18 protein-coding genes and 2 riboswitches are annotated in these 20,891 nt (G+C 47.3%); of the genes, 11 read left to right on the forward strand and 7 right to left on the reverse strand.

Annotated features, from left to right (window positions below; translation table 11 throughout):
* Positions 1-186: 186 nt before the first annotated feature.
* From BHV83_RS01745 to BHV83_RS01755, 3 genes are all read right to left on the reverse strand, one after another.
* Positions 187-1,263 (reverse strand): ABC transporter substrate-binding protein, encoded by a 1,077-nt coding sequence (locus BHV83_RS01745; RefSeq protein ID WP_502687955.1) that lies wholly within the window; start codon positions 1,261-1,263, stop codon positions 187-189.
* 63 nt (positions 1,264-1,326) lie between these two features.
* A complete protein-coding gene (locus tag BHV83_RS01750) occupies positions 1,327-2,412 on the reverse strand; it encodes a DUF5074 domain-containing protein (protein ID WP_005633060.1) in 1,086 nt (361 codons plus the stop codon).
* Between the two features lie 39 nt (positions 2,413-2,451).
* Entirely contained in the window at positions 2,452-4,449 is a 1,998-nt protein-coding gene (locus BHV83_RS01755; RefSeq protein WP_036724435.1) for a TonB-dependent receptor plug domain-containing protein, read from the reverse strand.
* A 34-nt stretch (positions 4,450-4,483) separates the two neighbouring features.
* A riboswitch (cobalamin riboswitch) is annotated at positions 4,484-4,741 on the reverse strand.
* 302 nt (positions 4,742-5,043) lie between these two features.
* Between BHV83_RS01755 and atpD the strand changes: the two genes are divergently transcribed.
* From atpD to nrdG, 11 genes are all read left to right on the forward strand, one after another.
* Positions 5,044-6,561, forward strand: a complete 1,518-nt coding sequence (gene atpD / locus BHV83_RS01760; protein WP_005633052.1) for a F0F1 ATP synthase subunit beta — start codon at positions 5,044-5,046, stop codon at positions 6,559-6,561.
* 8 nt (positions 6,562-6,569) lie between these two features.
* Positions 6,570-6,803: a F0F1 ATP synthase subunit delta/epsilon gene (locus BHV83_RS01765; protein ID WP_119216304.1), complete on the forward strand. Its 234-nt coding sequence runs from the start codon at positions 6,570-6,572 to the stop codon at positions 6,801-6,803.
* A 20-nt stretch (positions 6,804-6,823) separates the two neighbouring features.
* Positions 6,824-7,252: a hypothetical protein gene (locus BHV83_RS01770; protein WP_005633048.1), complete on the forward strand. Its 429-nt coding sequence runs from the start codon at positions 6,824-6,826 to the stop codon at positions 7,250-7,252.
* On the forward strand, positions 7,230-8,288 hold the full coding sequence (gene atpB / locus BHV83_RS01775; protein ID WP_005646756.1) for a F0F1 ATP synthase subunit A: 1,059 nt from the start codon (positions 7,230-7,232) through the stop codon (positions 8,286-8,288). Before BHV83_RS01770 ends, atpB begins: the two co-directional genes overlap by 23 nt.
* A 35-nt stretch (positions 8,289-8,323) precedes the next feature.
* Positions 8,324-8,578 (forward strand): ATP synthase F0 subunit C, encoded by a 255-nt coding sequence (atpE, locus tag BHV83_RS01780; RefSeq protein WP_005633044.1) that lies wholly within the window; start codon positions 8,324-8,326, stop codon positions 8,576-8,578.
* A 13-nt stretch (positions 8,579-8,591) separates the two neighbouring features.
* A complete protein-coding gene (gene atpF, locus BHV83_RS01785) occupies positions 8,592-9,092 on the forward strand; it encodes a F0F1 ATP synthase subunit B (RefSeq protein ID WP_005633036.1) in 501 nt (166 codons plus the stop codon).
* 3 nt (positions 9,093-9,095) lie between these two features.
* The gene (locus BHV83_RS01790) at positions 9,096-9,638 is read left to right on the forward strand and encodes a F0F1 ATP synthase subunit delta (protein WP_005633035.1); all 543 of its coding nucleotides are present in this window, start codon (positions 9,096-9,098) and stop codon (positions 9,636-9,638) included.
* Positions 9,639-9,652: 14 nt separating this feature from the next.
* On the forward strand, positions 9,653-11,233 hold the full coding sequence (gene atpA / locus BHV83_RS01795; RefSeq protein WP_195292945.1) for a F0F1 ATP synthase subunit alpha: 1,581 nt from the start codon (positions 9,653-9,655) through the stop codon (positions 11,231-11,233).
* A 52-nt stretch (positions 11,234-11,285) separates the two neighbouring features.
* The gene (locus tag BHV83_RS01800; RefSeq protein WP_286755740.1) at positions 11,286-12,143 is read left to right on the forward strand and encodes a F0F1 ATP synthase subunit gamma; all 858 of its coding nucleotides are present in this window, start codon (positions 11,286-11,288) and stop codon (positions 12,141-12,143) included.
* Between the two features lie 270 nt (positions 12,144-12,413).
* Positions 12,414-12,620, reverse strand: a riboswitch (cobalamin riboswitch).
* Between the two features lie 288 nt (positions 12,621-12,908).
* The gene (locus BHV83_RS01805; RefSeq protein ID WP_046452522.1) at positions 12,909-15,116 is read left to right on the forward strand and encodes an anaerobic ribonucleoside triphosphate reductase; all 2,208 of its coding nucleotides are present in this window, start codon (positions 12,909-12,911) and stop codon (positions 15,114-15,116) included.
* Between the two features lie 104 nt (positions 15,117-15,220).
* A complete protein-coding gene (gene nrdG / locus BHV83_RS01810) occupies positions 15,221-15,721 on the forward strand; it encodes an anaerobic ribonucleoside-triphosphate reductase activating protein (RefSeq protein WP_005633029.1) in 501 nt (166 codons plus the stop codon).
* A gap of 38 nt (positions 15,722-15,759) precedes the next feature.
* Here nrdG and BHV83_RS01815 read toward each other — a convergent pair whose 3' ends face one another.
* The 4 genes from BHV83_RS01815 to accC form a co-directional block, all read right to left on the reverse strand.
* Entirely contained in the window at positions 15,760-17,109 is a 1,350-nt protein-coding gene (locus BHV83_RS01815) for a threonine/serine exporter family protein (protein WP_005646742.1), read from the reverse strand.
* Positions 17,110-17,263: 154 nt separating this feature from the next.
* Complete coding sequence (locus BHV83_RS01820; protein WP_005633024.1) at positions 17,264-18,796, reverse strand: acyl-CoA carboxylase subunit beta; 1,533 nt, start codon at positions 18,794-18,796, stop codon at positions 17,264-17,266.
* Positions 18,774-19,313 (reverse strand): acyl-CoA carboxylase biotin carboxyl carrier protein subunit, encoded by a 540-nt coding sequence (locus tag BHV83_RS01825; protein WP_005646738.1) that lies wholly within the window; start codon positions 19,311-19,313, stop codon positions 18,774-18,776. The genes BHV83_RS01820 and BHV83_RS01825 overlap by 23 nt, the downstream gene beginning before the upstream one ends.
* Before the next feature lie 13 nt (positions 19,314-19,326).
* Positions 19,327-20,844, reverse strand: a complete 1,518-nt coding sequence (gene accC / locus BHV83_RS01830; protein WP_138273129.1) for an acetyl-CoA carboxylase biotin carboxylase subunit — start codon at positions 20,842-20,844, stop codon at positions 19,327-19,329.
* Between the last annotated feature and the right edge of the window lie 47 nt (positions 20,845-20,891).

The raw sequence follows: 20,891 nt of genomic DNA on the forward strand, positions 1-20,891 counted from the left end.
CATCTATTTCCTACCTCTTCCTACCTGTTTCTGCACCGATCTTCGCCGATCTTCCCGAAACGGTATTCCTGCCTGTAGCGGGGCCTTATCTTCGTACTGTCATCGATAATGAAAAAAAATCCTTCATCTACACAATCCACTATGCAACAAACATATAGATTATTCTCCACAAACTTTCGTTGCCGGTTAGTCCTGCATCTTCCGATAGTAACGAGGACTGTAGCCGGGCAGCAATTCCGGATGGAACACCCAGATCAGGTCTTTCAGCAGGTAATCGGGATGCAAAGGAAATTCCTCATAATAAGGGACAAGTCCCGTATTGCAGGAATAAATCCGGCGGTTCTTAAAGGCATCGAAGTTCTCGTACGGCGCGTATTCGGCACGCAGGTCACCGTAGGTCATGTCTCCGGACTGGTTATACTTAATCAGCCACATATCGGCATGGATAGCCCGGTCGAGTACCGTCTCGAAAGCCAAAGGCGTACTTCCGGCTCCGGGGAGTTCCTTGAAAACATAATCGGCTCCGGCATCGGCATACATATTGGCGATATAGCTATCTCCTGCCGGCATAAACCAGGAAGCGCCGAACTTCTTTTCGGAGATAACGGTCGGGCGAGGCATATCGGCCGTGACCAGCTGTTTCAGATCGAGATAACTCTTTTCCGTTTGCCTGAAAATGGAATCGGCCAACGCTTCCTTACCGAACAGCATCCCGTAGAAACGAATCCATTCGGTACGTCCCAACGGCAGCGATTCCATATAATCGGCTCCCTCGATAATGGGGATTCCCAACTTCTCGACCGGCCCGTAGCCACTATTCTGGAAAGGGGAAACGATCACAAGCTCGGCCCCTTTGTCGATCATCATCTCCACATTAGGGGCGGTCGCCTCTCCCATATCGACAATCCGTCCGGCTTTCAGCCCTTCCCGGATGGCAGGGGTGTCCATATAGCGAGGCTCGCAAACGCCTATGATCCGCCCTGTCTCGCCCAACTGGTCGATAATAGCCGCATGCACGGATGTATAAACCACGACATTCTGTGCCGGAACCTGCACGACCGTTCCTTTCGGAAGGTTTTCGGGAACAGGCCGGTCACGGTCTACCAAAAGAAACCGTTGCAACAGGCGCGTACTATCCCACGGATCACGCACTTCAATAGCCGTATAGCCATCGAAATGATGCACGATAAAACCCTGGGCGTAGCGGATGGTGTCGGAAGTTAATAAATTATTTCCAGCAGAATTTTGTACTTTGGGTTGTATACACGAAACAGCCCAAAGTACAAGAATTACGAAAAAACAAATTCGTTTCAAGTGAATATATTTTTACTTATTAGTCATAAATACAAAATCGGCCGGATAAGGAAGCGTTTCAAACTGAGATTTCAGCTTTCCTTCAGAAGAAAAGACATATACATCACCGTTATTCTTCTTATTACTTTTTCCTACATAGATATCACCTGTTACCGGATCTACCCCGATGCCATTAGGAGAGCTGACTACTGTTCCGTCCGTAATAAAATTATCACTTAGCAATTTTTCATTTTTCAAATCATATTTATAGTACTTCACTTCATTTGCATAATAATCATTAAACATGATATAAGCGATATCATCCGCAACTGTCATTTTATAAGCCTTAATACCTTCAACAGTCTTTACTTCGTCAGTTTTAGCATCAATACGTTGTACAATATACGATTTGTCATCTGAATAGTCGCTCATGCAAATAACATATACATCCCCATCGGAATCTGAATAGATATAATTCGGATTCAATGATACTGTAATCGTTTTTTCAAACTCAAAGCTATTTATGTCGACAACAGAGACTCTAGTACTTTGGCTCGGCCAATTCATACCATCTGTATCAGCTGTATAGATGCGCTCATTAGCAATCGTTATACCATCCGGATTAGGTCCAACTTTTACATAGCCTTCAACAGCCATCGATGCAGTATCGATTTTAGCCACATAACCATCGAATGTTGTCAGATATACCTTACCATTGTAAGCTGCAAACATACGAGGAGGACGTATTGCTCCTTGATCGTCTGTCAAAGTCAGTTGTTTCAGACTTGTGGCATCTGCTGCATCCAAGATTTCAACAGTTTTCGAGCCATACATCGATACATATAGTTTCGAACCATATTTAATCATATGCTGCCCCATATCGCCTAAAGCACGATTGTTTTGCTTCTTAAAAATATCTTCAGTTACCTTCCCTTCTGAGTCTAAATAAGAAATCCCAGCATTGTTTCCTCCATAATCACCGCCATTCAGAATATAAACCCCTGTCACTTCTGTCGGAACCTCTATATCCGGTTCTATCTTATCATCATTACAAGAAGAAAACGCTAATGCAACAGTTGCACAAGCAAAACAAGCAAACCAATAAAAATTCTTTTTCATTTTCAATTACATTAATTGTTTGTTAATCAATATCTAGTCTTAATATATAAAAACAAGTCCTCCTCGGAAAGAACGTCCAGGCATGGGATAGTACTTTACCACATCATAATTTATATTACCTATATTTATAATATCAAATTGTAACCGCAAAGAACAAGATCCAAAAGTAAACGTCCGGTTTAACGAAACAGTCTGTTCTGCATAACGATCTATCAAATTTCTCTCTATATTTTGCGGACTGGCATAACGATCTCCAACCACTGTCAATAAATAAGAAATATTAATCCAAGGCATTTGCAATGCCGCAGAAAAATTTCCCGAATGTTTGGGGGTATAAGGTATTTGATCCCGATAGTTCTTTTCTGTTTCATCTGTTATATCTATCGCATGTTGCCAAGAATAAGACATTTGTCCGGTTAAGGAGATATTTTTCCACAGAGGAACTTCTGTCGATAAATTCACATCAATTCCTCCGATCGAGACCTCTCCCATATTCATCATTTTCCAAATGAACATTGTCGGTATAGCAACGATCTTATCACTCACACGATTGTAATAACCATCTACTGAAACATTCAGATAATTAATAAAAGGCAACAAACCACTCCATGTCATACCTACATTGTATTGAGTCGCCCGTTCCGGCTTCAAATCAGTATTGCCTATCCTCAAATAATATAGATCATTAAAAGTCGGAACACGAAATATATCTTTATAAGAGGCTCGTAAACGGAAGTTATGGTCTGACAGAACTCGCCAAGAAAGACTTACAGCAGGAGATAATCGTTTACGATCAGACGGTCTGTCTCCTCTCTCTACATTCTCGGTTATATATGTTCCTAACAAACTGGTAGTAGCAGTCAGTCTCGGATCTTTATACTGGATAGCCAAAGCCGTCAAAGACGTATATCGTTTTGGGAACGGGCATTCTGGAATTGTATTATCCAATGAATTAATGAAATAATCTTCAGCTACAGCCAAAGAAAGATGATCAGCCAAAGAATATAGCCCCGAAATAGAAAGATAATATTCCTTTTGTGTATATCGATCATCCTGTCGTCCCGATTCATATTTATTATCAACATCCAAATGGCGCATCCACGAATAATTATATTTAGCCTGTGCCTGGAAAGTAAATTTTTCAGTTATATGATTCTCATAATGAATCTGTGCAAAAGCATTCCTATCCCACAAACGTTCACCCGAATAATCATTATAAAATATTACAGATCCGGGCAATCCTCTATGGGAGTCAAAATAATATCCTTTCATCGATAATGTACCGAACTTCCCTAAATCACCTGTAAAATTCAATTCCGTACGCCACGATTCGATATCACTGTTGTATCTCTTCTTCTTTTCTATCAAATTACCATTCACCAACGTAAATGGATAATTCCCATCCGCTCGTAAATAATCGCCGTGCCAAGAAGTATACCACTTTTTCCCCAGCTTCTGCTCATACCGTAAATAAGGATTTACCAAACCAAACGAACCGGCTTTTACTTGTGCTTTCAGATGGTACGAACGATCAGTGAATACGGGCCGACTTGTCTTTATGCTCAACGCCCCTGCCGAAGCGTACATCCGTGCCGTCTGGAAGATATCGTCGGCCTGACCGATCGACAGGGAGATCATATCGACATTGTCCAGTGAAAAGCGACTGATATCCACCTGGCCGCTCTGTGCATCCGTGACCGTCACCCCGTCATAGCAGACAGCCGTATGTTTGGCACCGAGGCTGCGGACGGAAACGGTTTTCAAACCTCCTATACCTCCGTAATCCTGTACGGTCACACCGGAAAAGCGTTTTACGGCTTCCGACAAGTCCTGCACACCGAGCCGTTCGATCCCAGCCTTGTCCATCACCTGAAGCGGTGTACTCTCACGGGTGGTGGAAGGGCGTACCTTTCCTAACACCTCGACACCCGAAAGCTGGTGATAGGTCGTCGTGTCTACCTGCGCATACAAAGCGGCAAACGGAAATAGCCAGGCACATAACAGGCCCGACAATCGTTTTACAAATATATTCTGCATACCTTTTCGATTCATCAGTTCCTTTACCCGAGGAACCGGATACCGAATAATGGCAGGTTTTCTGGCTTGTTCCCCCCTTTTCAATTGATAATTGATAATGGACAATTACCAACTAACGGCAGCCTTCCCGGTGTTCAAATTGTCAATTCTCAATTGAACCACCAGTGGCAACAAGATTTGCCGGGGTTTCAGAACTTACAGCTACGGGTACAGCTCCGGACTTTCACCGGATTCCCTTTTACTAACCGTCAGCGGAAGCAAATACGGTTACACCATAATCCGATTGCAAAGGTAGAAAAAACAGATGAGTAATCCTTTTTATTTAACAAAGTAAAACATTTCATCTGTTTTTCGCCAACAAAACGGCATATCATGCTTAGAATCTTCTATCTCTATGGTTTACAAAATAAGCTATTCCTACTATTTTGGTTCATTTCAGAACTCGATTGGTTCATTTTAGAAGAGGTTGAAATTAGTTGAATATTTAACTAAGTACAAAAAGACTCAAAAAGTAATATTTCCGGTTTTCGGAAATTCATAATTCGTAATATTGCAGCTGAAGATTTGAATAGGATTAAGGAAAAAAGAGATTGTATGGGAGAAATAAAAGGTTATATCTCACAGGTTATCGGTCCGGTCGTGGACATTCATTTCGATAATGGCAAGGAAGAAAAGATAACACTTCCCCGCATTCACGATGCAATGGAGATAACCCGCCCCAATGGAAAAATCCTGATTGTGGAAGTCCAACAGCATATTGGGGAAAACACGGTCCGTACCGTAGCGATGGATACGACAGACGGACTGAAGAGAGGAATGGAAGCCATTTCGCACGGTTCGCCCATCACGATGCCGGTCGGCGACCAGGTAAAAGGGCGTTTGATGAACGTAACGGGGAATCCCATTGACGGAATGACCGAACTCGACAAGAAAGGGGCTCTTCCGATCCATCGTGAACCGCCCAAGTTCGAAGACCTGACCACCAGCCGTGAAGTCTTATACACCGGTATCAAGGTGATCGACCTGCTCGAACCTTACTCCAAAGGAGGCAAGATCGGTCTGTTCGGGGGAGCTGGCGTAGGAAAGACGGTCCTGATCATGGAGTTGATCAACAACATCGCGAAGAAGAACAACGGATTCTCCGTCTTTGCTGGTGTGGGTGAACGTACACGCGAAGGAAACGATCTGCTGCGCGAGATGATCCAATCCGGAGTCATCCGCTACGGCGAAGAATTCAAGAAAAGCATGGAGGCAGGTCATTGGGATTTGTCCAAGATCGATTATGATGAACTGGCCAAGTCGCAGGCGACACTGGTCTTCGGCCAGATGAACGAACCGCCGGGAGCCCGCTCTTCGGTAGCCCTTTCAGGACTGACGATCGCCGAGTCTTTTCGTGACCTGGCGGCAGAGGGGGAAACAAAAGACATCCTTTTCTTTATCGACAATATCTTCCGGTTCACACAGGCCGGTTCGGAAGTATCCGCCCTGCTGGGACGTATGCCGTCCGCCGTCGGTTACCAGCCGACACTGGCCACCGAGATGGGAGCCATGCAGGAACGCATCACTTCCACTAAGAAAGGTTCCATCACTTCCGTTCAGGCAGTTTATGTGCCAGCAGACGACCTGACGGACCCGGCTCCGGCAACGACCTTTACACATCTGGATGCCACCACGGTATTGAGCCGTAAGATCACCGAACTCGGTATCTATCCGGCCGTCGACCCGTTGGAATCCACTTCGCGCATCCTGGACCCGTTGATCGTGGGCAAAGAGCATTACGAAACGGCACAGCGTGTGAAACAAATCCTCCAACGCAACAAGGAACTGCAAGACATCATCTCGATCCTCGGCATGGAAGAACTTTCCGACGAAGACCGCCTGACCGTCAACCGCGCTCGCCGTGTACAGCGTTTCCTTTCACAGCCGTTCTCCGTGGCGGAACAATTCACCGGTGTACCGGGCGTCATGGTCTCCATCGAAGATACGATCCGAGGATTCAAGATGATCATGGACGGAGAGACGGACGATATCCCCGAACAGGCTTTCTTGAACGTAGGCACGATCGAGGACGTGATGGAAAAAGCAAAGCGATTGGCTGAACAAGCAAATTAAAAATGGATATGAGATTGGAAATTGTATCACCGGACGGCATTCTTTTCGAAGGCGAAGCAGAGCGTGTTTCCTTTCCGGGCACGGCCGGTTCATTTGATATCCTCCCCCATCATGCCCCGCTGATAGCCGCCCTCCGACAGGGAACCATCCAATATGAACACGATGGCAAAAAAGGCGAACAGGCTATCAAGAGCGGATTCGTAGAGGTTAAGGATGATTACATATCTGTTTGCATCGAATAAATAAAAGTATATACGACGACATGACTGGATGGTTAAAATTAAAGCTGATGGGATTGATTACATTTATCAATGCAGCCATCGGTGTGACGTTAGGAGGATTATTATACACGATCTGGCCGGATCATTATTTCAAATGGTATCCTTCCATTCCGATCTTTTACTGGGTGATGGCAATTGTGATGACCTATATACTTGACCGGAAGAAAAGAAAAAACGGCGATGTGACGATTACCGCTTTCATGGTAGTCCGTTTCTGCAAGTTCACCCTTGCCGTTGTTTTCCTGTGGCTTTATGCCGCACTGGTCAGAGAAAATTTGAGAATGTTCGGCTTCACCCTGATGCTTTTCTATTTTATCTATTTGGGATTGGAAACGTATACGGTTTATCTGTTCGAGAAGAAAAGAATGAAAAGAGAGAAAAAGGAAAATGATGAACAATATCAAAAATAACAGGTTGATATGGATAGTATTGCTGATGTGGCTCTGTTTTCTGGCCCCGGCTCATGCTGATTCCAAAGAGGAAGGCATCGATGTCCAGGATATTGTCTTTTCGCATATCCAAGACGCTTACACCTGGCATATTACCGAATGGAACGGAAAGGAGATCGCCATCTCTCTGCCGATATTGGTCAAAAGTGAAGAGCGTGGATGGGACATGTTCCTCTCCCACCATTTACATCACGGCCAAGCGCATCACAACTATTATATCGCTACAGAAGGCGAACACGCCGGCAAGGTGGTGGAAAAGAACAGCCGCGGAGAAGAGGTGCGCCCGGTCGACTTGTCGCTGACCAAGAATGTTTGCGGCCTGTTCCTGAGTTGCGGCATCCTGCTGTTCGTAGTTCTACGGACCGCCCATTGGTACAAGAAACATCCGAACCAGGTTCCGAGCGGGTTTACCGGCCTGATGGAAATGATTATTTCCTACATACAGGACGGCGTCATCAAGGAGTCGATCGGCAAAGAAGAGTACAGGCCGTTTTCCTCTTATCTGCTGACGGTCTTCTTCTTTATCCTGATCAACAATCTGATCGGAATCATCCCGGTCTTTCCGGGAGGGGCCAACATCACCGGCAACATTGCGGTCACGGCCGTCTTGGCGGGATGTACGTTTATCGCTGTCAACCTGTTTGCGACAAAGGAATATTGGAAAGAGATATTTTGGCCGAAAGCACCGATCTATCTGAAACTGCCATTGCCAATCATGCCTTTTGTCGAGTTTTTCGGCGTATTCACCAAGCCGTTCGCTCTGATGATCCGTCTGTTTGCCAATATCATGGCAGGACATACGATCATCCTCGCCCTCACCTGCCTGATCTTTATCACGGTATCGATGGGGTTGTTGGTGAATTTCGGAATGACGATCGTTTCGGTGCTGTTCTGCGCGTTCATGAACTGTCTGGAATTGCTGGTGGCTTGTCTGCAAGCATATATATTCACATTATTGTCAGCCAATTATATAGGTTTGGCTAAGGTTAAAGATTAAATATATTAGGTTACTAATTTAAAGTTTAAAGCACAATGTTATCGACTATTTTATTACAAGCAGCTGCCGGAATGGGCATAGCGAAGATGGGAGCAACAATCGGAGCGGGATTTGCCGCTATCGGTGCAGGTATAGGTATCGGTCTGATCGGAAAAGGAGCTGTCGAAGCAATCGGCCGCCAGCCTTCTGCAGCGGGCGAGATCCGTACCTCGATGTTGATCATGGGAGCTCTGGTTGAAGGTGTGGCGTTGTTTGCCATCGTGGTATGTTTCCTGGCTTTGTTCCAATAAAAAGTAACAGGTTATGTCATTATTAACACCGGATTCGGGACTTCTGTTCTGGATGATCGTTTCATTCGGGATTGTCTTTGTCATCCTTTCCAAATACGGATTTCCTGTCATCATCAAGGCAGTGGAACAACGGAAAGCCTACATCGACAACTCTCTTGAAACGGCTCGCCAGGCGAATGAACAGCTTGCCAATATCCAGGCCGAAGGGGCCCGGATACTTGCCGAAGCAAAGGAAAAACAGAATGCCATCCTGAAAGAAGCATTTGCCGAAAAGGAACAAATCATCGACGAAGCTCACCGGAAAGCTGCCGCCGAAACTCGTTTGCAGGTGGAAGAGGCAGCCCGACGTATCCGCGAAGAGAAGGAGAAAGCAATCCGCGAGGTCCGTTCCGAGATTGCCGACCTTTCGATCGCCATAGCAGAGAAGGTGATGAAAGAAAAGATCAGCCGCGACAAGGAACAACAACAAATCATCGACCGGCTGTTGGATGAGGTATCGTTTTGTAAATCGTAACGTATGGATATAGGAACAATCTCTTCCCGGTATGCGAAAGCCCTTTTCTCCTTAGCGAAGGAGAAAGGACTGGAAACGCGGGTATACGATGATATGAAGATGCTGGCAGACAGCTTCTCGCTCGAACCCGGACTGCGGGTCGCCCTTGGCAATCCGATCCTCCCGGCAGAGGAAAAGCTCAAGCTGCTGACAGCGGCAGGCGGCATAGAGGTCTCCGACTTGTATGAACGTTTCATGCACCTCGTACTGGAACATAAACGGGAAAGCCTCCTGCTCTTCATGGCGCATATCTATATCCACCTGTACCGGAAAGACAAACGCATCACCCGCGTGCAGTTCAGTACCGCAGTTCCGGTAAGCGAGGAAGTGAAAGTACATCTCCAGAACAAGCTGAAGGAAGAGACAGGCAGCACCATCGAATTCTCCGGCATTGTACAACCGGAGCTGATCGGCGGTTTTCGCCTGCGTATCGGGAACTACCGGATAGATGCCAGCTATGCGACACAGCTACGGGATATCCGTAGCCGGTTACTCGAAAACAGATAAAAACAGAAAGAAGTATGACAGATCAGATAAAAGTGAGTGAAGTTTCCGCCATCCTGCGCCAGCAATTGGAAGGGATCAGTACCGGTATCCGGACGGAAGAAGTAGGTACGGTGCTCCAGGTGAGCGATGGCGTAGCCCGGATTTACGGTCTCGACAATGCCGAGGCTAACGAACTCCTGCAGTTCGACAACGGGATGGAAGCGATCGTGATGAACCTGGAAGAGGACAACGTGGGAGCTGTCCTGCTGGGACCAACAGACCAGGTAAAGGAAGGCGACATCGTCAAACGCACAGGACGTATTGCCTCCATCAATGTCAGCGAAGGTATGATCGGACGTGTGATCGACCCGCTCGGAAACCCTATCGACGGAAAAGGGGAAATCACGGGAGAAACCTGTGAGATGCCACTCGAACGCAAGGCGCCGGGGGTTATCTTCCGCCAGCCCGTCAATGAACCGTTACAGACCGGTATCAAGGCTGTCGATGCAATGATCCCGATCGGACGCGGACAGCGCGAACTGATCATCGGAGACCGCCAGACCGGAAAGACCTCCATCGCCATCGATACGATCATCAACCAACGCAGCAGCTACGAAGCCGGAAATCCGGTCTACTGCATCTATGTAGCAATCGGACAGAAGGGTTCTACCGTCGCCTCGCTTGTCAACACGTTGCAAGAAAAAGGCGCGATGGACTATACGATCGTTGTCAGCGCGACAGCATCCGATCCGGCAGCCATGCAATATTTCGCTCCTTTTGCGGGTGCCGCCATCGGTGAATATTTCCGGGACAGCGGACGTCATGCTTTGGTCGTCTACGACGATCTTTCGAAACAGGCAGTCGCCTATCGAGAGGTCTCCCTGATCCTACGCCGTCCTTCCGGACGCGAGGCATATCCGGGAGATATCTTCTACCTGCATTCCCGTCTGCTCGAACGAGCTGCCAAGATCATCAATCAGCCCGAAGTGGCCCGGCAGATGAACGACCTGCCGGACAGCATGAAGGACAAGGTAAAAGGCGGCGGTTCCCTGACTGCCCTGCCGATCATCGAAACCCAGGCGGGTGACGTGTCAGCCTACATCCCTACGAACGTCATTTCCATTACCGACGGGCAGATCTTCCTCGAAACTGACCTCTTCAACCAAGGAAACCGTCCGGCTATCAACGTCGGTATCTCGGTATCTCGTGTAGGAGGTAACGCCCAGCTAAAGGCGATGAAGAAGGTGGCTGGAACGCTGAAGATCGACCAGGCACAGTTTCGCGAACTGGAATCGTTTTCCAAATTCGGCGGTGAGATGGATGCCGTTACGGCTTTCACAATCGACAAAGGACAAAAGAACACGCAACTGCTGATACAGCCCCAATACAGCCCGATGCCTGTAGAAGACCAGATCGCCATCCTCTACTGCGGTACACAGGGATTGCTGAAAGGAGTCCCGTTGGATAAAGTGCACGACTTCGAAAAGGAATTCCTGCACGAACTGCATACATCACACCAGCACGACGTACTGGACATCCTGAAAACCGGAACTATCAACGACGATATCCGGAAGAAACTGGAAGAAACAGCAAAACAACTGACAATGAACAATTGACAATGGACAATTACAACAAGCGACACCTAATTGTCAATTAAAAAAAGGGATTATGGCATCATTAAAAGAAATAAAAGTTCGGATCGCGTCTATCCGGAGTACGCAAAAGATCACCGCAGCCATGAAAATGGTATCTTCAGCGAAGCTCCATCATACCCAGACGCTAACCGAACACACACTCCTTTATGCAAACAAACTTTCCGCCATCTTAAACGGTCTTTTAGATGCGGAATGCGACTTGGAATCACCTTACACTGAAAAGCGTGAGGTGAAACAGGTCGCTATCGCCGTTTTCTCATCCAGCAGCGGACTATGCGGCACGTTCAATGCCAACGTATGGAAAGAGCTATCTGCCCGTTTGCACGAATTAGAAGCACAACACACCGCCGTCTGCCTCTACCCCATCGGGAAAAAGATTGCCGACGAATTGCACAAGGCTGGCTATACGACTGAAGACGATTTCCTGCATTTAGGAGAGAAACCTTCGTACGAAGAGGCTGTCCGCCTCGCCGGAAAACTGATGGAGCTCTTTTCTTCGGGTAAGGCCGATCGAGTGGAGCTGCTTTACCATCATTTCAAGAATATGGCCACACAAGTATTGACCCATAAAGTCTATCTGCCGGTCACCCTGCCACAGGCCTCGGTTGAAAACACCGTCCCGACAACCGATTACATCCTGGAACCGTCGCCGGAAAGCCTTCAGGCATTGCTTTTTCCGAAGCTGCTCAACCTAACGATTTACACGACATTACTCGACACAACGACATCCGAGCATGCCGCCCGCATGATGGCGATGCAAACGGCCAACGACAATGCTAATGACCTGATTCAGGAACTAACCCTGCAATACAACAAAACCCGCCAGCAGGCTATCACCAACGAGCTGTTGGATATTATGGGAGGACAGTAAAAAAAACGTCCGGCTATGCGCTTAAAAAACACGAAACTCCGGCGAATCACTTCGACGGAGCTTCTTACTTTAATTACTATTGAACAATATTCTAACAACGAATAACAATACTATTTATGTATAGAAAAATAAGTAGCAGCAAAGTCGCCTGACAATAAATCAATATTGCCGGAAAACTTTGTGCCACAACACAAGCAAAGTTTTTCCATCTTTTTACTATTTATGAAGTTAGAAACATTTTCGAACCATTCTCCTACCCCACGAGGAAAGAATAGCCTTTAATGAACGGCAGGTCTTCTGACTGACTCCCATCCCGAAGCCTTCCCGGTTTATAACCATAAGCCAGTGGCAAAAGTAGTTTTCAGGATGTTGAAACGGAGCTTCACAGCAGCGGGACTGTCCGGGATTTTCACCCGATTCCCTTTTAATCCGTATCATCTGATTTGATCATACGAAACCGATCCGAAGACAAAATTAGACAAAAAAAGCATAGCGTGTATCTCTTTTCCAAGTTATTTTTTCACGTTAACACTTCCTTCAGAAGTTTTCCACATTATACACGAAAAGTTGAAAAAGATATACACTTTTGGACAACATTAAAACATGATAGCCATTTAAAGTTTTCCAATTACTCAAAATATATAATTGTATATCAGCGAATTGACATATTTTAACTGCATAAAAGTTTTCCAAAAAGTTTACCATATTGTTATACTATATACTTTTGCAACTACAAAATTCACAAACCTCAATAATAAATTTATCATGATTCAGACAGTTATTAAACGTGATGGACGTATCGTTGGATTCAACGAAGAAAAGATAGCAACAGCTATCCGCAAAGCGATGTTGCACACAGAAAACGGGGAAGACCGGGAGCTGGTTCGCCAGATCACGGATCATATTTCTTTCAAAGGCGACTCGCAAATGACTGTCGAAGCCATCCAAGACGCTGTCGAGTTGGAACTGATGAACAGTAGCCGCAAAGACGTTGCACAAAAATACATAGCTTACCGCAACCAGCGCAGCATCGCCCGCAAAGCCAAGACACGCGATATGTTCCTGGAGATCATCAATATCAAATCCAACGACATCACCCGCGAGAATGCCAATATGAATGCCGACACGCCTGCCGGCATGATGATGAAGTTCTCCAGCGAAACGACCAAGCCGTTCGTCGACGATTACTTGTTGAGCGAAGAGGTCAAGGAGGCGGTAGAAAACAACTATCTGCATATCCATGATAAAGACTATTATCCGACCAAGAGCCTCACATGCGTACAACATCCGTTGGACCACATCCTGAAATACGGTTTTTCAGCCGGACATGGCGAATCACGCCCGGCAAAGCGTATCGAAACAGCCAGTATTTTAGGCTGTATCTCGCTCGAAACAGCCCAGAACGAAATGCATGGTGGTCAGGCGATCCCGGCATTCGATTTCTATCTGGCTCCTTACGTGCGCAATAGTTTTATCGAAGAAATCAAGAACCTGGAAGAACTGAACGGACAGAATTATTCACATCTCTACCAGCAGAAACTGGATGACTATGTGAATCGTCCGCTCGAAGGATTGAGTGGCGACGAACGTATCATCCAACATGCCGTCAATAAAACTGTCAGCCGCGTGCATCAATCGATGGAAGCCTTTATCCACAATATGAACACCATCCATTCTCGTGGAGGCAACCAAGTAGTATTCAGTTCCATCAATTACGGAACGGACACTTCTGCTGAAGGACGCTGTATCATTCGCGAGATATTGAAAAGCACATATCGCGGAGTCGGCAATGGCGAAACGGCCATCTTCCCGATTCAGATATGGAAAAAGAAACGCGGGGTAAGCTATCTGCCGGAAGACCGTAACTACGACCTTTACCAGCTTGCCTGCAAGGTTACAGCTCGCCGTTTCTTCCCGAACTTCCTCAACCTCGACGCGACATTCAACCAGAGCGAAGACTGGCGTGCCGATGATCCGCAACGTTATATGCACGAAGTTGCGACCATGGGATGCCGCACGCGTGTATTCGAGAACCGCTTCGGTCCGAAAACATCTATCGGCCGCGGTAACCTCTCTTTCTCGACAATCAATATCGTACGCCTCGCTATCGAATGCATGCACATTGAAAACAAGGAAGAACGGATCGCCCAATTCTTTGCCAAGCTCGACCACATGCTGGATATAACCGCCCGCCAACTACACGAGCGCATGGAATTCCAAAAAACGGCATATGCCAAACAGTTCCCGTTGCTGATGTCATCTCTTTGGCTGGGTAGCGAGAAATTGAAACCGAACGACACGATCGCACCCGTTATCAATCAGGGTACATTGGGGATCGGTTTTATCGGCCTGGCAGAATGCCTGGTCGCCCTCACCGGCAAACACCACGGCGAAGATGCGGCTTCGCAGGAGTTAGGCCTGAAGATCGTCAGCTATATCCGTAACAGGGCCAATCAGTTTTCAGAGGAATACCAGCATAATTACAGCGTACTGGCAACACCGGCCGAAGGCTTGTCGGGCAAATTTACCCGTCGTGACCGTAAGAAATTCGGTTCGTTGCCCGGTATCACGGACCGCGACTACTATACAAACTCCAACCATGTACCCGTTTATTACAAATGTAGCGCCCGCCACAAGGCAGAAGTGGAGGCTCCCTATCACGAGATGACACGCGGAGGCCATATCTTCTATGTCGAAATGGATGGAGACGCGACCCATAACCCGGAAGTGATCATGCAAGTTGTCGATATGATGGACCGTTATAATATTGGCTACGGTTCCGTCAACCACAATCGTAACCGCTGCCTCGACTGCGGCTACGAAAATGCGGAAACCCATTTGGAGAAATGTCCGAAATGCGGCAGCACCCATCTCGACAAACTACAGCGCATCACCGGTTACCTGGTCGGTACGACAGATCGCTGGAACAAAGCGAAACTGGCAGAACTGAACGACAGGGTCGTCCATAATTAAAAATTGAAGATTGCGAGAGATATAAACAGTTATATTATAAACCAAGAATTGAAGCTTATAAGTCAAGCATTTTATTTTTCAATTCTTAATTTTCAAATTCCAAAGTGCTTTCCATCATTGATATCATAGAAGATACAACTGTCGACGGTCCGGGATTCCGGACCGCGATCTATGCGGCAGGTTGTCCGAACGCTTGTCCTGGCTGTCATAATCCCGAATCGTGGGACATAAAAAAGGGGAAACAAATATCGACGGAAGAGATTCTAACGAAGGTCTTGGCAGACGACTTTGCCAACGTGACCTTCAGCGGCGGCGACCCCATGTTCCAACCGGAAGGTTTCACCAAGCTGGCACAGGCGATCAAAGAAAAAAGCCGGAAAAACATCTGGTGTTATACCGGCTATACTTTCGAACGTCTTCTGGACAATCCGAAACAGGCAGAGCTGCTCAAATACATCGACGTCTTGGTAGATGGTAAATTCAAACAAGCCCTACGCGATGAAAGCCTTCTTTTCCGTGGCAGCAGCAACCAACGCCTGATCGATGTCAAAGCTTCCCTAAAAGCCAACAAGACTGTCTTGTTGGAACTGAATTATGATTTATGAATCTTTTATAACTCATAAATCATAATTCATGAATCTCCTTACCATTCAATGAACTTACCACGCTGCCTGCGTTTTTCAAGTTCTTCTTCAAGATAACGCTGGCGGTCTTTGGCAATGTAGCGACGAGCGAAGATATTCGGAACGGCAACACCTAAAGAGATACACAGGATAATTAAAGCCGAATTGATCCCGTTAGCAAAAGCATTGGTCACTTCACCAATCACCCCGTGCAGGTTGATAAAAGCAAACAACGAACGATACATCAGTACTCCCGGAATCATCGGGATAACAGACGGGATCGTTAACACATGATTGGGGACATCGAACCAATGAACCGCCTTTACCGCAATCAGACTCACGACAAAACTTCCCATAAACGAACCGATCACCGGACCATATCCCAACTCAAAATTCACAAAATTACGGGTACACACTGCAATGATCCCCCCTAAAGCCACAACCCACAACAAACGTCGCTGGATATTGAAAATCATTGAAAAACCCATCGCTGCAATAGCCGCTGCAATGGCATAAATATAATAAGGATCGTGCGGCACCATGCTCAATTCACTGAACTTATGGTCGATCTCTATATCGTTCATTACCAACACCCGCATGGCAAAAGCAATCCCGAACGTCATCGCTCCGACCATCATCATCGTATTGGCCGCCCGCGTAATCCCGACAAGCAAATGATTGTCAATCATGTCATCCACAAAATTGATTAACGGTACTCCCGGCACGATAAACAGAGCACAAGCCAGCAACGGATGGTAAGGCGTGGATGACAGCCCCGAAAAAGAAGAAGCATACGCCAGACAAGTCGCCACAAACGCCGCAATCGCAATACTCATATACACATTTATCCCGAACTCGATACAACGCGCTCGGACACGGAATCCGACAAATGCACAAATAGAAGCGAACAAAAACGCGATCCAGTCACAGCCGAACAACTTACAGAAACCGCCACAAGCAAACCCGGCACCGATTGCCACCAGGTAAGGCATATAGTTACGAGGTTTACGCGCAATCCGCTCAAGCTCTTCCTCATACTGGTCCAACGAATAGTCTTGTTCAATCGCCTTCCATGACAGATGGCTGACCTCCGTAATGGTCGTCATATTGATACCATGCTTCTCACACTTCTGAAATTTTGAAAAGGAATGTGTCTCGTCGCTCACATTCACCATAATCATCGTCCATCTGATATCCAGATGAAGCTTTTCTTCAGGAATCCCCATAAAAGCAGCCACACGCTTCATGTTCCGTTCGATGCGGTTCGTATCCGCGGCACTCTCCATCAGCAATTTTCCCGTACGGAGTAATAAGTCCAGTTTTCTCCGTAACAACAAGACCTCCCGGTCTGTCAAAGTCTCTTTTTCCATCCTTTTTGTCTTTTCTCTATTAAATGCGGGCACAAAAGTAAGAAGGCTGACTTTCACAAGCAAGCCTTCCTCTAATCAATTCTATTGATTCTGTCGAATGATTCTTTTGTTCACCATGTTAGTTATTTATAATTTTCAAATCGACGTCCTTGATTTACAAAGGCATATTGCCATGTTTCTTTGGCGGATTGCTCTGGCTCTTATTTTTTGCCATTTCAAGCGCCTGTATCAACTTGTAACGTGTCTGACGGGGCATGATGATCTCATCGATAAATCCTAATTCGGCTGCTCGATAAGGATTCGAGAACTGTTCATTGTATGCCTTCATAGCCTGTGCTTTTTCTTCTCCTTCCGCTTTCCGGTACAGGATATTGACAGCCCCTTCGGCTCCCATCACTGCGATTTCCGCCATCGGGTAAGCCAAGTTGATGTCGGCGCCGATCGGTTTGCTCGACATCACGATATAAGCGCCGCCGTAAGCTTTACGCGTAATCAACGTAATTTTGGGAACTGTCGCCTCGGCATAAGCGTAAACGATCTTCGCCCCGTGGCGGATAATCCCGTCATGCTCCTGCTGACAGCCGGGTAAAAAGCCGGGTACGTCCTCAAACGTCACCAGCGGGATATTGAAGCAATCGCAAAAACGAATGAAACGAGCCGCCTTGTCCGAGGCATCGATATCCAGCACACCAGCTAGGAAAGCCGGCTGATTCGCCACAATACCAACCGACTGGCCACCCAGACGGGCAAAGCCGACCACCACATTCTTTGCAAAATGAGACATCACTTCGAAAAAATAATGATTGTCGACCACCGGCTCGATCACGTCCTTCATATCATACGGCACGTTCGGATCATCGGGAATCACCGTCTGTAACGTTTCCGTTTCACGACGGATATCGTCAGAACACGGGAGAGACGGCGCATCCTCCATATTGTTTGACGGCAGGAAGCTCAGCAGCTCGCGGATACTCATCAACGTTTCCTCCTCCGTATCGCACACGAAATGCGTCACGCCACTTTTACTGCTATGCACATAGGCGCCTCCCAATTCCTCTTTCTCCACCGTCTCATGCGTAACGGCCTTCACGACATCCGGTCCGGTTATGAACATATGGCTCTTCTCTTTCACCATAAAAATGAAATCGGTCAGTGCCGGCGAGTAACAAGCTCCACCGGCACAAGGACCGAGGATAGCCGAAATCTGGGGAACCACCCCAGAGGCCATCGTATTTTGATAGAAGATCGACGCATAACCTGCCAGGCTACCGACTCCTTCCTGGATACGCGCACCTCCCGAATCGTTCAATGCGATCACAGGCGCACCATTTTTCAGAGCTAGCGTCTGAACCTTTACGATCTTGGCGGCATTGGTCGAACTGAGCGTTCCTCCGTAAGCTGTAAAATCGTAGGCGTAGACAAAGACCTGACGACCTTCGATCTTACCATATCCAGAAACAACACCGTCTCCCGGAATCTTGTTTTTCTCCATGCCGAAATTCGTGCATCGATGCGTCACGAACTTATCCAGTTCAACAAACGTACCTTTATCCAGCAACATATCAATACGTTCACGGGCTGTCATACGCCCCGCCTCATGTTGCTTATCGATACGAACTACGCCGCCACCCAGAGCAGCCACTTTATCTAGTTCTTCAAACTTCTTATATATCTCTTCTTTCTGCATTTCCTTCCTGATTAATTACTTCCAATGTCATCAACACCTGATTCACGTTTACCGTGTCTCCTTCCTTCACCAGGATTTCACGTACCCGACAATCAGAGCTGACCTTATAGTTGCTCTGCATCTTCATGGCTTCGAGCACCACCACGATATCCCCGGCAGACAGAAGGTCTCCTTCGTTCACAGGAATCTTCATGACCTTTCCGGGCATCGGCGATACAACCTTGTCGCCCTGCTTCTCTTCGCTGTTCTTGCGCATACGTAGATATTTGGCCTGCGAATCGATTATGTCGACCGAATAAGAGGAGAAAAGCGTGTTGACCTGATAGTTCTTTCCTCCTCCCGAACGGATCAGCTCGGCATTGTAAGAATGTCCGTCATGCAAGATCGAACAAGCCCCGTTCTCAGCCATCACGATATCCACCTCGTAGGGCTGTCCGTCTATGTCGAGCCGCACCTTGTTTCCATCCTTTCCAAGCAGCTCCACATCAGCCACCCGGTTTCCAATATGTATTTCCATTATAAACAATTTTTCAAATCCTTAACACACCTTTCTGCAACCCGAACTCACGCCAACGGCTGATCGGGCGGTTGTCCGCCGAAGAGCCCGATGCGTTCTCCTCCAGGTTCATCAGGTAATCCATATAAGCAGCGATCATGGCGATATTTTCCGATTCATGCTCGTCTCCGGGGTTCACCGGATGTTGCAGCTCCTCGCCATGCTTTCCGATAAACGACGTATCGTAGGTTCCATGCACAAAATCAGGTATATCCATGATCCGCCTGAGATAGCTGATATTCGTCTTCAGCCCGGTAATCTTGTATTCGTGCAAGACACGCCTCATTCGTTCGATCGCATACTCGCGGCTGGTAGCCCACACGATCAGCTTGCCGATCATCGGGTCATAATAGACCGGAATCTCATAGCCTTCATAGACATAGCTGTCGATTCGCACTCCGATCCCGTTCGGTTCGGTCAGCTGGCGGATAATGCCGGGAGATGGCATGAAATTGTTGGCGGTATCTTCGGCACAGATCCGGCATTCGATAGCATGCCCACGCTGGGATATATCTTCCTGCCGGATATGCAACGGTTCGTTGTCGGCAATACGAAGCTGCTCCTTTACCAAGTCGAGCCCCAACACCTCTTCGGTAATCGGATGCTCCACCTGCAAACGGGTGTTCATTTCGAGAAAATAAAAATTACGGTGTTTATCGACCAGGAACTCGATCGTCCCGGCACCGGAATAGTCGACGGCCTTAGCAGCCGCAACCGCCTTCTCGCCCATCTCTTTCCGCAGTTCCGGCGTAATGAACGGCGACGGACTTTCCTCGACAATTTTCTGGTTACGGCGTTGCACAGAGCATTCGCGTTCGCAGAGATGGACCACATTCCCGTAATTGTCGCCTAAAATCTGGAACTCGATATGATGTGGTCCCTCCACGTACTTTTCCAAATAAACTGTATCGTCACCAAAAGAAGAGAGCGACTCCGAGCGAGCGGCGTTGTAAGCCTCTTCCACCTCTTCTTCCTTATGGATCAGACGCATTCCCTTTCCACCGCCTCCCATCGAGGCTTTCAGCATGACCGGAAAACCGATCTCCCGGCAGACCCGGCATGCTTCTCCAACATCCTGCAAAGGCTGCTGCGTGCCAGGGACGACCGGCACGCCGGCGTCTATCATCCGCTTGCGGGCGGATATTTTATCTCCCATCGCCTCCATCGTTTCTGCCGACGGGCCGATAAAGACGATTCCTTCTTCTTTGCACCGGCGGGCAAAATCCGCATTCTCGGACAGGAAACCATATCCGGGATGAATCGCATCCACCTTGTGTTGCTTGGCTGCTCGGATGATCTTTTCGATATTCAGGTAACTATCTTTTGATGCTGCCGGTCCTATCAAGACCGCATCGTCGGCATAAAGGACATGACGTGCTGTCCGATCTGCTTCCGAAAAAACAGCCACCGACCGTATCCCCATTTCGCGACAGGAGCGCATAACCCTCACAGCTATCTCGCCCCGATTCGCAATCAGAACTTTTCTTATCATATTTATTGTATTTATGTTTCGCATCCATAGCCTAACCCACGAGGATA

The organism is Parabacteroides sp. merdae-related_45_40 (assembly GCF_001915675.1).